This is a genomic window from Mesorhizobium sp. M1423 (genome assembly GCF_040317575.1).
Taxonomy (GTDB): Bacteria; Pseudomonadota; Alphaproteobacteria; order Rhizobiales; family Rhizobiaceae; genus Mesorhizobium.
Genome location: NZ_JAMYKU010000004.1, coordinates 13,883 through 26,242, shown reverse-complemented (window position 1 = coordinate 26,242; position 12,360 = coordinate 13,883). Strand labels below are relative to the sequence as shown.

The window sequence follows — 12,360 nt, the reverse complement described above, 5'->3', positions numbered from 1 at the left end:
CGAGCATGGCCGGATTGTGGCGAATTTCGCCTCCTTTGGCTCTATGCACCGCTCCAGCCCGGTTCTGGCTGGACAATCCGCCGGTTCGTCCCACAATGGCGCAAAAAAATAACGGGAGGAACAAGATGCTCGGGCTGATGCAGGAATGGCCGCTGCTTTGCCACAAGCTGATCGACAACGCCGAGCGGCAGCACGGCAGCCGCGAGATCGTGTCGCGCTCGATCGAGGGGCCGATCGTGCGCAGCACATATGCCGAAATCCATGCTCGTGCCCTGAAGGTCGCCGAGCGGCTAGAGCGTGACGGTTTCGGGCTTGGCGACCGGATCGCGACCCTGGCCTGGAACACCGCGCGCCACATCGAGGCCTGGTACGGCATCATGGGTGTCGGTGCGATCTATCACACGCTCAACCCGCGGCTCTTTCCCGAGCAGATCACCTGGATCATGAACAATGCCGAGGATAAGGCGATCTTCGTCGACCTGACCTTCCTGCCGCTGCTTGAAAAGGTCGCCGGCGCGGTCAAGTCGCTGAAGCAGGTTATCGTGCTGACCGACAAGGTGCATTTGCCCGAGGCTGCGCTGCCCAATGTCGTTGCCTATGAAGAATGGCTTGCTCAAGCCGACGGCAACTTCGCCTGGAAGACAGTCGATGAAAACACCGCCGCCGGCATGTGCTACACCTCGGGCACGACGGGCGACCCGAAGGGCGTCCTCTACAGCCATCGTTCGAACGTGCTGCACGCCATGATCGAAGCGATGCCCGATGCCATGGGCCTGTCGTCGCGCGATACCATATTGCCGGTCGTGCCGATGTTTCACGCCAATGCCTGGGGCCTTGCCCAGAGCGCGCCGATGGTTGGCGCCAAGCTGGTCATGCCCGGCTGCAAGATGGATGGCGCTTCGATCTACGAGCTGCTCGACACCGAGAAGGTGACCTTCAGCGCCGCCGTGCCGACGGTGTGGATGATGCTCCTTCAGCATCTGGAAGAGACCGGCAAGAAACTGCCCTATCTGCAGAAAGTCGTCATCGGTGGCGCGTCCTGTCCACGCGCGATCACGACGAAGTTCCAGGACAATTACGATGTCCAGGTCATCCACGCCTGGGGCATGACCGAGATGTCGCCGGTCGGCACGCTGTGCACCCTGAAGCCGGACTATGCCGGGCTGAAGGGTGACGCCCGCCTCGCCGTCCAGCAGAAGCAGGGCTTTACGCCGTTCGGCATCGAAATGAAGGTAACGGACGACGACGATAACGAACTGCCATGGGACGGCAAGACCTTCGGCCGGCTCAAGGTCCGCGGGCCGGCCGTCGCGCGCGGCTATTATCGCGGCATCGGATCCGAACAGTTCGATGAGGACGGCTGGTTTGATACCGGCGATATCGCGCATATCGACCCCGGCGGCTACATGCAGATCACCGATCGCGCCAAGGACGTGATCAAGTCGGGCGGCGAATGGATCTCGACCATCGAGCTCGAGAACCTCGCTGTTGGCCATCCGGACGTGGCGGAGGCCGCCGCCATAGGCATTCCGCATTCCAAATGGGGCGAGCGGCCTTTGCTTGTGGTCGTCCGCAAGCCGGGCAGGGAGCCGACCAAGACGGACATCCTCGCCTTCATGGACGGCAAGGTGGCGAAGTGGTGGATGCCGGACGACGTCGCTTTTGTCGGCGAAATCCCACACACCGCTGCCGGCAAGATCCAGAAGATTACCTTGCGCCAGCAGTTCCGGCATTATCACCTGCCGACGGATTGACCGGAGATGCGGCGTCTTTGCGCCTTCAAGCCGCCGCTGAAAGGCACTATGCCTTGTTCGGGTTGGGGGCAGCGCGGAAAACAATGACGGCAATTCCAGAGCGACAGACGTCGAGGGCTGCCGGTTGGTCGCGGCGCACCGGCGCTTTTTCGGCGGTCCTGCTGCTGACGGTTCTCATCGGCCACCGATATGATTTCGTCGAGACGCCGGCTTTCCTGTGGGTGCTCGGCGTTGTCGCCTTGCTGGCCGCGTTTGCGCTTTTGTTTGCCGGGTTTGCCTTTGCGCGATTGTGGAATTTCGGTGATCGCGGCGGCCACGATCTGACCGCCGGCGCTTTGTTCGCACTTCTGGTGCTCATCCCTTACGCTGTCGCGGCCTATTGGGCGGCGACCTATCCGCCGCTGCGCGACATCTCGACGGATTTCGACGATCCGCCAGCGCTCGATATTTCTATCCGGACAAAGGATATGAACGAGCTTTTGCCTCCGACGCCCGGCGAGCAGCGCCTGCAAACCGAAGCTTATCCGCTTGTTACTGGACGCAGCTACACCTTGCCTTTCGATCGCGTTCTGGAGGCGGTCAAAACCGTGCTCGATCGGCGGGGCTGGCAGCTCGCGGCGCCATTTCCCGACGCCGTAGGGCAAAGCGACGTGACGGTCGATGCTGTGGCCAAGAGCTTCCTGCTTGGCCTTCCCGCCGATGTCGCCATCCGTGTGAGCGATGATGGCGATGCGATCATCGTCGATATGCGCTCGGCCTCGCGTTTCGGCCGCTGTGACCTTGGCGACAATGCAGCGCGTATCACCGATTTCCTTGCCGAGCTCGACCAGGAAGTCGCGGGCCAGGTTGGCGTGGCGCCGGCGGAATGATATTTGATCCTATTACTTTGCCGGCGCAAACATGCCGTCTATGGCCGGCGCGCCATTGGTGCGGACCAGGCCACGCGTCACCAGATCTTCCAGGTGGGCGAGCACCGACAGGCCGGCCGCGCCATGCAGGCGCGGGTCGGTATCGCGATAGATCGCCTCCACCATAGTCCTGATCGTACGGTCGCCGCTGTTGATCCGCTCCAGAATCGCCCTTTCGCGCATTTTGCGATGGGCTTTCAATCCGCGCATGAAGTTGCGCGGCTCGGTCACCGGCCCGCCATGACCGGGCAGCAGCAGCCGGTCGTCGCGCCCGATCAGCCGATCGAGCGATGTCATGTAGTCGGCCATGGCGCCGTCCGGCGGCGCGACGATCGTGGTTGACCACGCCATGACGTGATCGGCCGAGAAAAGAATGCCGGTCCCCTCCAGCGCGAAGGCCGCGTGATTGGCCGTATGGCCGGGCGTCAGCACCGTCCGGATCGCCCAGCCGTCACCGTCGATCACCATATCGTCCGGCAGCGCGAAATCAGGAACAAAGTCGGTGTCGGCGCTGGCATCGAGCGGATTGACCTCGCCGGTGTGCAACGGCCGCGCCGGGTGATGCCGGCCTTCCGCCAACGTCACGGCACCTGTGTGCTGCTTCAGTCGTGCCGCCAGCGGCGAATGGTCGCGATGCGTGTGGCTGACGAAGATGTGGCTGACCGGCCTGGTCCCGATCGTTTCGAGCAGCGTTCGAAGGTGCGCCTCGTCATCCGGACCCGGATCGATCACCGCCAGCGTCTGGCGCCCGACGATATAACTGTTGGTTCCGTGAAAGGTGAACGGGCTTGGATTCGGGGCCGTGATCCGAAGCACGTCTGGCGCAACGGTCACGCCCTTGCCATAGGATGGGTCGAAGCTGGTATCGAATCTCAGCGCCATGGCGAACGTCGCGACCTTTTTTGGGGCGAGGGCAAAACCGATTGCCGCATAGCACGGAAGCCAATATAGGAAAACGCAAGGCCGCGTTCGGCGGCAATCCGGAACGGGGAAGACCATGGCAATTGCAACGACGATGCGTCCGCTTATTTCTCTCGCTTTGCCTGAAAAGGGCGCGGCCCGGCTGGCGGGACAGCTTTTGCTGGCGATCGCTGGAACGCTGCTGCTGATCTTGTCTGCCAAGACGAAGGTCATCCTCGGACCAGTCGATATCTCGATGCAGACGCTCGCCGTCTTGCTGATTGCCGCCGCCTTCGGCATGCGCCTCGGGGTCGCCACGCTGCTTCTCTACATGGCTGAGGGCGCGTTGGGCCTTCCGGTCTTCCAGAGCACACCCGAAAAGGGCATCGGCATCGCTTACATGCTCGGTTCGACCGGCGGTTATCTAGCCGGCTTCGTCGTCATGGCGGCGATCGTCGGCTGGGCTGCCGATCGTGGCTGGGATCGCCATCCTATCAAGCTCTTCAATGCCATGCTGGTGGCCGAGATCGTCATGATGGCAATGGGCTTTGCCTGGCTGGCGCTGTTGATCGGCCCGGAAAAGTCCTGGCAGTTCGGGGTGGTGCCCTTTATCGTCGGTGATCTGATCAAGGTTGCGCTGGCCGCGAGCCTGGTGCCGGCTGTTTGGTCGCTGTTGAAGCGTTCCTGAAGCCGGTCGAGCGGAACTGAGGTCAGAAACGGAACTGCACGTTGCATCGCTGTCGCCATGTTGTTGCCTGACCCCCATGACTCGGCGAGCCCGTCACATTAGCTTCAAGTCGACGGACTAAGCACCAGAACCAACGGGCGATTCGTCACGACCAGCGTAACCAAGCACCTACGTATGGAAATAAATTGCTCGACATAGCATCTCAGCTAGCTGAAAAAGAAAGCGGCTCGGTGATTATTTAGGCACAGCTAAATTTCTGGACGATGTGTAGGAAATTCTTAGCCCAACCGCCTTGACTCTAGTGGCTTGGTTGCTTGCTGGTATCCACACACTGTCGTAACCGTTGACCTGAGATCATGCGCCGACCGCCGAAGGAAGACACGTGAGTAGCGCGGAAAAAACAACGAGCAAGGCAACAGCCCTGTCGCCGGAGCCGACCGCCGCGCCGGCAACGCGCTGGTATGCGGCCAGCGTCTTTCCCGGGAAGGAGCATGTCGCCGAGCGGCATCTCCGGATCCAGGGATTCGAGCCCTTTGTGCCTCGCTGCGAGAAAACCGTGCGTCATGCCCGGCGGCTCGAAACACGGTCCGCAGCTTATTTCCCGGGTTATATGTTCATCGCCCTTGACGTCGCGCTGCAACGTTGGCGCTCGATCAACGGAACGTTCGGTGTGCGCTCCCTCGTCATGCAAGGGGACCGGCCTTTGCCTGTCCCCTCCGGTCTGGTAGAGCGCTTCATTGCATTGACCGGCAAGCATGGCTTGCTCGATTTCAGCGGCGGCCTCGCAGCCGGTGCTTCGGTTCGGATCCTTTCCGGCCCGTTCGCGGAAATGATCGGTCGCCTTGACCGGCTCGATCCAGCCGGAAGGGCTCGGGTTCTGGTTGCCATCATGAATGGCGAGATACCTGTCGACCTTGATGCCAGGGATCTCGTCGCCATCGCATAGTCGTAAGCATCGAGATGCGGCGAGGCGATGCAAATTGTTGTAGGATCGGCTCTCGGGTTTTCACCCGGGAGTGCGGTAGCCGTTCTTCGGTGGGACTAGGCGCTGTCTGACGAGATCGTCTCGTCGGCGCTGATGAGAGTACGCGATATGCGAATAACAATGATTGGTGCCGGCTATGTAGGGCTCGTCTCGGGCGCCTGCTTCGCCGACTTTGGCCATCAGGTCTGCTGCGTCGACCGGGATGCGGAAAAGCTTGCTATGCTCAAACTCGGCAAGATACCGATCTACGAGCCAGGGCTCGACGACCTCGTCACCACGAACACAGCGCAAGGTCGCTTGCGTTTCGACGACAATCTGGCCGATGCGGTTTCGCAATCGGATGTCGTCTTCATCGCCGTGGGCACGCCGTCACGGCGTGGCGATGGGCACGCCGATCTGTCCTTCGTCTACGATGCGGCCGCCGAAGTCGGCCGCGCGCTCAAAGGATTTACGGTCGTGGTGACGAAATCGACCGTCCCTGTCGGTACCGGTGATGAGGTGGAACGGATCATCCGCGAGCAAAATTCCGCCGCCGATTTTGCGGTGGTCTCCAATCCCGAATTTCTTCGCGAAGGATCGGCCATCGAGGATTTTAAGCGGCCCGACCGCATCATTGTGGGGACCGATGCAGAACGGGCCAAAGCCGTCATGGGCGAGATCTACCGCCCACTCTCGTTGAATGTCGCGCCGATATTCTATACGAGCCGGCGTACCGCTGAGCTCACCAAATATGCCGGCAACGCGTTTCTGGCCATGAAGATCACCTTCATCAACGAGATTGCCGATCTCTGCGAGCGGCTGGGAGCCGATGTTCAGGACGTCGCGCGCGGCATCGGCATGGACAACCGCATCGGCGCCAAATTTCTTCACGCGGGGCCAGGTTATGGCGGCTCCTGTTTCCCCAAAGATACGCTTGCGCTGGTCAAGACCGCGCAGGACGCGGCAAGCCCCGTGCGGCTTATAGAAACGACGGTCTCGATAAACGATCAGCGCAAGCGGGCGATGGCGCGCAAGGTGGTTGAGGCCTGCGGCGGCACTGTGCGCGGCAAGACTGTCGGTATCCTTGGCCTTACATTCAAGCCGAACACCGACGACATGCGCGATGCCCCCTCATTGGCCATTATTCAGGCACTCCAGGATGCAGGCGCTTCGATCAAGGCCTATGATCCGGTCGGCATGGAGCAGGCGCGCAAGATGATAGAGGGCATTGAATTCGGGGAAAGCGCCTATGCGGTGGCCGAAGGCGCGCATGCGATCGTCATCGTCACCGAGTGGAATGCGTTTCGGTCGCTCGATCTGAAGCGGCTCCGCGCACTTATGGCGACGCCGGTGATGGTTGACCTGCGGAACGTCTATCGCGGCGAGGACGTCTTGAGGGAAGGCATAGCCTATTCCAGCGTTGGCCGAGAGCGGCACCTTGTCAGGTGAACGTCCGGGTTTCCATGGGACCCGGGTTGCGGGATTCAATTTGAGCACCACCACTGTCCAATTGCCCAATCGAAGGCATTTGCTGCTCCGGATGCGCTTTCAGCTGCTTGGCGGATTGACATTCGCGATCTTGTTACCGGCGCTGATCCGCATGTCGTTTGATGAGCAGGTTATCCTGTACTCAAACTTGCAAGTTACGATTATTGCGGGATTCATCGCCCATACGACAGGCTTTTTCCTTTACAAGCGCATCGGCAATTTCCCGGGCGTTGCGGCGGCTGGTTACATCTTGCCGACCTTCGCGCTGACCTATGGCCTCGTGTTCATCACTATCTTCTTCTTCAGATTTGACTATAGCCGATTCCAGGCCGCCGCAAGTTTCATACAATCGACATTGTGGTATTTTGGCCTGAGCCTGGCCACGCGACGGCTCGATGCATACCGGCTGGCAATAATTCCTGGCGGAGACGTCAATAGGCTGGAGAGCATACCGGGTGTGAGCTGGCACAGGATCCACTCGCCCGACACGGTTGTCGAGTACGCGAGCGGCGTGGTAGCCGATCTCCGAGCCGACCTCTCGGATGAGTGGGAGCGGTATATCGCCGACCGCGCGCTCTCGGGAACACCAGTATATCACGTCAAACAAATCAGCGAATCGCTCACAGGCCGGGTAGAGATCGAGCATCTTTCTGAAAATACCCTGGGCTCTCTGAATCCAAACCAGGCGTACCTCAAAATAAAACAATCAGTAGACTGGGCTTCTGCATTGTTTGTCCTCATTGTTTTCTCCCCCCTTTTGTTGTTCGTCGCCATTGCTGTAAAGGTCGATTCAACTGGACCTGCGTTGTTTAAACAGAAACGAATGGGCTACAGAGGACAACCTTACGAGGTCTACAAGTTTCGAACGATGAAGCTTAGCGCCACCACTGGCGATGAGAAGGAAGCGGCTATCACAAAGGCCGGCGACACACGTATCACCCGATTGGGGCAGTTCTTAAGAAAATCCAGGATCGACGAGTTGCCGCAGGCCTTCAACATCCTGCGCGGCGAGATGAGCTGGATCGGTCCGCGGCCGGAAGCACTCGTGCTGTCAAAATGGTACGAAGCGGAGCTGCCATTCTATCGGTACCGTCACATCGTGCGGCCTGGGATCACCGGCTGGGCGCAAGTCAACCAGGGCCATGTTGCGGCCGTGGACGACGTCCTGGAAAAACTTCACTATGACTTCTACTACATCAAGAATTTCTCCCCTTGGCTCGATGTACTGATTGTGTTTCGTACCATCCGAACCATGCTGACAGGATTCGGCGCGCGTTGAGCGAGCGAAGAAATCGGACACGAAGCTGCCGTCGTGAGCCTCACAGTACGAGGTAGGCACGAGATTTTGAAATGTTCCAGCTTGTTTGAAATGGATGTTGTAATGCTTAACGTTTCCCTGACCGGCGTTGGGAATATCGTCGAGTCGATCCCGGAGAAGCACAATGAATAGGAAGACTGCGCTCATCACCGGCATCACCGGCCAGGACGGCGCCTATCTGGCGGAACTTCTTTTGGCAAAAGGCTATGATGTTCATGGCATCAAGCGGCGTTCCTCGTCATTTAACACCGGTCGCATCGACAGCCTCTACCAGGACCCGCATGAAAAGGACGTAAGGCTCTCGCTGCACTATGGTGACATGACCGATGCCACCAACCTCATCCGCATCGTGCAGGAAGTGCAGCCCGACGAGATTTACAATCTCGCGGCGCAATCGCATGTCCAGGTGAGCTTCGAGACCGCAGAATATACGGCGAATGCCGACGCGATCGGCACATTGCGTCTCCTCGAAGCCATCCGGCTGCTTGGCCTGACAAAAAAGACGCGTTTTTATCAGGCATCGACTTCCGAGCTTTACGGCAAGGTGCAGGAGATCCCGCAACGCGAGACGACGCCTTTCTATCCCCGGTCGCCTTATGCGGCCGCAAAAATCTATGCCTACTGGATCACGGTGAACTACCGCGAAGCCTACGATATCCATGCTTCGAACGGGATACTGTTCAACCACGAGAGCCCGATGCGCGGCGAGACGTTCGTCACCCGCAAGATCACGCGCGCGGCTGCCGCAATCAGCCTCGGCCTTCAGGACAAGCTCTATCTGGGCAATCTGTCGGCTGAACGGGATTGGGGCCATGCCCGCGACTATGTCGAAGGCATGTGGAGAATTCTCCAGCATGTAGTGCCGGACGACTACGTTCTTGCAACTGGCGTCAAGAACTCGGTCCGCCGTTTTGTCGAGCTTGCATTCAATGAGGTTGGGATCAAAATCCGATGGATTGGTTCCGGCATCGAAGAAAAAGGCATCGACTCAAAATCAGGCGCTGTCCTGGTCGAGGTGGACCCGCGCTATTTCAGACCGACCGAAGTTGAGCTTCTGATCGGCGACCCCGCGAAAGCGGAGCGTGTTCTCGGGTGGAAGGCGACGACCTCGCTGGCGACAATGGTCCAGGAAATGGTTCGGTCCGATCTCGAAGCGGTAAGGCGGGAGTCCGAACATCGGTGCCTAGACGAGGACCGAATTCGCGTTTCGGCACAGTAAGCGACGTTGGCCGCATCGACATGAAAATCTCGGTTTTGACCGTCTGTTGGAACTCTGCGGCGACGATCAGGCATACGATCGACAGCTTCCTGGCTCAGGATCATGGCGACAAGGAACTGGTGGTCATCGACGGCAATTCGTCGGACAAGACGCTGGCAATAGTTCGGTCTTACCCACAGGAGCAGATCCGGCTGGTCAGCGAACCCGACAAGGGAATGTATGATGCGCTTAACAAAGGGCTGCGCCTCTACACCGGAGACGCGGTAGGCGTACTGAATTCAGACGATTGCTTTCACGATCGTACGGCGCTGGGACGGATCTCCGCGGCGCTCGAACAGGCCGACATCGTGCATGGCGATCTGGATTTTGTTGAAAATCATGTCAACAAGCGGGTCCTGCGGCGCTGGCGTGCCGTCCCGAGGCCGGCCAAGGGTTTTCAGACTGGCTGGATGCCGGCCCATCCAACGTTTTACGTCAGGCGGAACGTGGCGGAAACGGTTGGTATGTTCGACCTTGGCCTCAAAGTGGCATCGGACTATGATTGGATGCTAAGGGCAGTTGAACTCCATGGGTTCAAATCCGTTACCACCAACAACGTTTTGGTGGATATGATGGTCGGCGGCGTTAGCACGCGCAGCTTGGCTTCCTACATCGGACATAATTTTGAGGCCCTGCGGTCTCGACGCCAATGGCTTCGCTCCGGTCCAATTGACTACGCGCTCCTTGCGAAGCCTGCGCGCAAGCTGGGGCAATTTTTGTCGAGGCGGTTCACTTAAATGCAGCCTAGTAGGAGTAAGCAATAGAAACTCTACGCATTCTAATATGGTCTCCAACCGGATGCGGTTCGCATTATAGCGGTCCAGCGATTTCAACCTATAGGTTAATACGGGAGGTCGTCAAGAATGCCGAGGTAGAGATCACCTTGGCTCATGGGTCTAGTGTACAAGATCAAGATGATGGTCACTTCAGACGCATCATAAAAATGCCGCGAGTCGACATCGTGGGAAATCGCATTTTGTCGTATGCCAGACAGGTTAGATTTTTAGTGGCATCATATAGTTGGATGCGCAAGAATTATCGCGAATTCGACGTCATGTTTACTCCGGCTTCGAACATTTTAACGTTGCTTCCAAGCATGCATGCCATGCTTATGGGCATTCCGGTTGTTGGGAGGGTGGCCGCTGCTGGCACTGAACTCTACGACAACGGAAAAGGTCGCACGATGATGAGATTATCCTCGCGACGCGCGTCGTTGATATCCAGGCTGTCCAGCGTTCTCGCAATTTCTCGCGAGATTCAGGAACGGTTATATCTACTGGGCGTGCCGCCCGAAAAAGTAATTTACTTTCCCAATTCGGTAGATTGCCTGCGGTTTCGGCCTGCAGATCCAACGGAAAAGTCTAACGCGCGGCGTCGTTTTGGAATTCCAGCCGATGCACGAATTGTCGTACTATTGGTTGGTGCGGTGACGAGGCGGAAAGGACAGCATTTGCTTGTTCAAGCGCTGTCCGATCTGCCCGCTAACGTTCATTTGCTACTTGTCGGTCCCGCGAGAGAAGCCGAGTACAGCTCGCTCCTTGCCTCGTCCATCAATGCGAACGGCCTAGCGGGCCGCGTTCACAGATGCGGGCACATCGAAGACGTTCAGGAAGCTTATTATGCAAGCGACATATTTGCTCTTCCTTCGACCGACGAGGGGATGCCGAACGCCTTGGTCGAGGCCATGTCAGCTGGGTTGGCGTGCATTGGCACCCAGATCTCAGGGATATCTGAGCTTCTGGACGAGGAGCGGGGAATAATTGTCAAAAGGGACGCCGGTGCAATAGCAGAGGCCATTGGCAGATATCTAGAGGCTCCTTCGCTAATGAAATGGCACGCTGATAGTGGAAGAATGTATGTTACCACACATCAAAACAGCAAAATCGCAGCTGGTAAGTTTTATGATCTCTTGCTTGAAGCCTCGACAAAGTAACACGGGATCGAATATACGATGCTGATATTTCATGGAATGCTTCGCAATCACAATTTTGGCGATGTGCTTCTCGCTAAGATATGCCTTTCTTGGGTGAGAGAAGTCTACACATTGCCTATCAAGGCTGTATTTGTAACGCCAGAGCTGAGAGAACGTCTTGGCCTCGCTCCTGCTACACTGTTCGACGTCCTGAGAGCCAATGCCGCCGTTCTGTCCGGAGGCGGCTACTTTCAATTTGCAGAAAACGGACTGAACCCTCTTAAGCGGCTTTACAAGAATGCTGGCCCGATCCTTTTGGCGCAGATGGCCAGGCGTCCCACCGCATTGATCGGAGTTGGAGTCGGCCCAATTCCCGATGGATCAGGCCTTGATTGGATCACACGCGCTGGAATCAGGCAGCTTTTCGGCGCGGCACGGTTGATTTGCGTTAGAGATCTCGGCTCTCTCGATGCGTCCCTTAGCCTTTTAAGTGGCGCAGACCCGATTCAGACAGCAGACATGGTCTTCGCTCTTAGGCCGGAGGATTTGCCTAAGTCTGCAGTAGATTATGCCGACTCTGTCGTGTCGCCGATCTATGCAAACAAGAACGTCGAGAACATCCTCGGCATGCAAATCTCAAGTCTCAGGGAAGAGTCGGCTGGCTATGAGCAGCTCTATGATATACTTGAACGCCGAATAGGCCTGACTCATGGGAATCATTTCCTTCTGCTCGAAGATCACGTTTACATGGGTTCAGGGCAGCAGCGTTTCCAGGCATACATGAAGCAGAAGCTGGGGCCGGATCGGGCAACTGTCGTTCCTTACCCAGGGCCTTTTCAAATGGCGGCGCTGCTAAGCAGAATGGACGCAGTCCTGACAGACAAACTGCATGTTGGCCTCGTCGCGGCGGCGATGGGAACCGAACCGTTCTCGCTTGCCAAGCATCCAAAGAACATTTCCGCATATGAAGAGATCGGCATTCCAAGCAATTGCGCATTGATCAGTAAAGCTACAGCGGCTGATGTCGAAGTTATTGTGGAATCATTTCTGAGAAAAAATCAAAGGTTCGAGGTTAGCTCACGAATAAGGGCTGCAGCCTTAAAAAACAAAAAATTGCTTCAAGAGTTCCTGCTGACCATATAACTGCGTTGTCAAAACTATTTCGTGGCG

11 protein-coding genes are annotated in these 12,360 nt (G+C 57.7%); 10 read left to right on the top strand and 1 reads right to left on the bottom strand.

Annotated features, from left to right (window positions below; genetic code table 11):
• Positions 1-125: 125 nt before the first annotated feature.
• Positions 126-1,754: a fatty-acid--CoA ligase gene (locus tag NKG95_RS06655; protein ID WP_352812739.1), complete on the top strand. Its 1,629-nt coding sequence runs from the start codon at positions 126-128 to the stop codon at positions 1,752-1,754.
• 83 nt (positions 1,755-1,837) lie between these two features.
• Positions 1,838-2,623 carry a DUF1499 domain-containing protein gene (locus tag NKG95_RS06650; protein WP_353040250.1) on the top strand — a complete coding sequence of 262 codons (786 nt, stop codon included), beginning with the start codon at positions 1,838-1,840 and terminating at the stop codon, positions 2,621-2,623.
• A gap of 12 nt (positions 2,624-2,635) precedes the next feature.
• Here NKG95_RS06650 and NKG95_RS06645 read toward each other — a convergent pair whose 3' ends face one another.
• The gene (locus tag NKG95_RS06645; protein WP_352812736.1) at positions 2,636-3,544 is read right to left on the bottom strand and encodes an MBL fold metallo-hydrolase; all 909 of its coding nucleotides are present in this window, start codon (positions 3,542-3,544) and stop codon (positions 2,636-2,638) included.
• 115 nt (positions 3,545-3,659) lie between these two features.
• Between NKG95_RS06645 and NKG95_RS06640 the strand changes: the two genes are divergently transcribed.
• From NKG95_RS06640 to NKG95_RS06605, 8 genes are all read left to right on the top strand, one after another.
• Positions 3,660-4,250: a biotin transporter BioY gene (locus NKG95_RS06640; protein ID WP_352812735.1), complete on the top strand. Its 591-nt coding sequence runs from the start codon at positions 3,660-3,662 to the stop codon at positions 4,248-4,250.
• A gap of 382 nt (positions 4,251-4,632) precedes the next feature.
• Positions 4,633-5,196 (top strand): transcription termination/antitermination protein NusG, encoded by a 564-nt coding sequence (gene nusG / locus NKG95_RS06635; RefSeq protein WP_353000895.1) that lies wholly within the window; start codon positions 4,633-4,635, stop codon positions 5,194-5,196.
• A gap of 147 nt (positions 5,197-5,343) precedes the next feature.
• On the top strand, positions 5,344-6,663 hold the full coding sequence (locus NKG95_RS06630) for a UDP-glucose dehydrogenase family protein (protein WP_352812732.1): 1,320 nt from the start codon (positions 5,344-5,346) through the stop codon (positions 6,661-6,663).
• Between the two features lie 40 nt (positions 6,664-6,703).
• A complete protein-coding gene (locus tag NKG95_RS06625; RefSeq protein WP_353040249.1) occupies positions 6,704-7,981 on the top strand; it encodes a sugar transferase in 1,278 nt (425 codons plus the stop codon).
• 163 nt (positions 7,982-8,144) lie between these two features.
• Positions 8,145-9,239, top strand: coding sequence for a GDP-mannose 4,6-dehydratase (gmd, locus tag NKG95_RS06620; protein ID WP_353040248.1), 1,095 nt, complete (start codon positions 8,145-8,147; stop codon positions 9,237-9,239).
• Positions 9,240-9,259: 20 nt separating this feature from the next.
• The gene (locus NKG95_RS06615) at positions 9,260-10,015 is read left to right on the top strand and encodes a glycosyltransferase family 2 protein (RefSeq protein WP_352812727.1); all 756 of its coding nucleotides are present in this window, start codon (positions 9,260-9,262) and stop codon (positions 10,013-10,015) included.
• 23 nt (positions 10,016-10,038) lie between these two features.
• Complete coding sequence (locus NKG95_RS06610; RefSeq protein WP_352812755.1) at positions 10,039-11,211, top strand: glycosyltransferase family 4 protein; 1,173 nt, start codon at positions 10,039-10,041, stop codon at positions 11,209-11,211.
• A gap of 18 nt (positions 11,212-11,229) precedes the next feature.
• On the top strand, positions 11,230-12,333 hold the full coding sequence (locus NKG95_RS06605; protein WP_353040247.1) for a polysaccharide pyruvyl transferase family protein: 1,104 nt from the start codon (positions 11,230-11,232) through the stop codon (positions 12,331-12,333).
• The last annotated feature ends 27 nt before the right edge of the window (positions 12,334-12,360 follow it).

Bases quoted from the DNA above. Each gene is read 5' to 3' on its own strand.
- NKG95_RS06655 (WP_352812739.1), top strand. From the start codon at position 126: ATGCTCGGGCTGATGCAGGAATGGCCGCTGCTTTGCCACAAGCTGATC.
- NKG95_RS06650 (WP_353040250.1), top strand. From the start codon at position 1,838: ATGACGGCAATTCCAGAGCGACAGACGTCGAGGGCTGCCGGTTGGTCG.
- NKG95_RS06645 (WP_352812736.1), bottom strand. From the start codon at position 3,544: ATGGCGCTGAGATTCGATACCAGCTTCGACCCATCCTATGGCAAGGGC.
- NKG95_RS06640 (WP_352812735.1), top strand. From the start codon at position 3,660: ATGGCAATTGCAACGACGATGCGTCCGCTTATTTCTCTCGCTTTGCCT.
- NKG95_RS06630 (WP_352812732.1), top strand. From the start codon at position 5,344: ATGCGAATAACAATGATTGGTGCCGGCTATGTAGGGCTCGTCTCGGGC.
- gmd (WP_353040248.1), top strand. From the start codon at position 8,145: ATGAATAGGAAGACTGCGCTCATCACCGGCATCACCGGCCAGGACGGC.
- NKG95_RS06615 (WP_352812727.1), top strand. From the start codon at position 9,260: ATGAAAATCTCGGTTTTGACCGTCTGTTGGAACTCTGCGGCGACGATC.
- NKG95_RS06605 (WP_353040247.1), top strand. From the start codon at position 11,230: ATGCTGATATTTCATGGAATGCTTCGCAATCACAATTTTGGCGATGTG.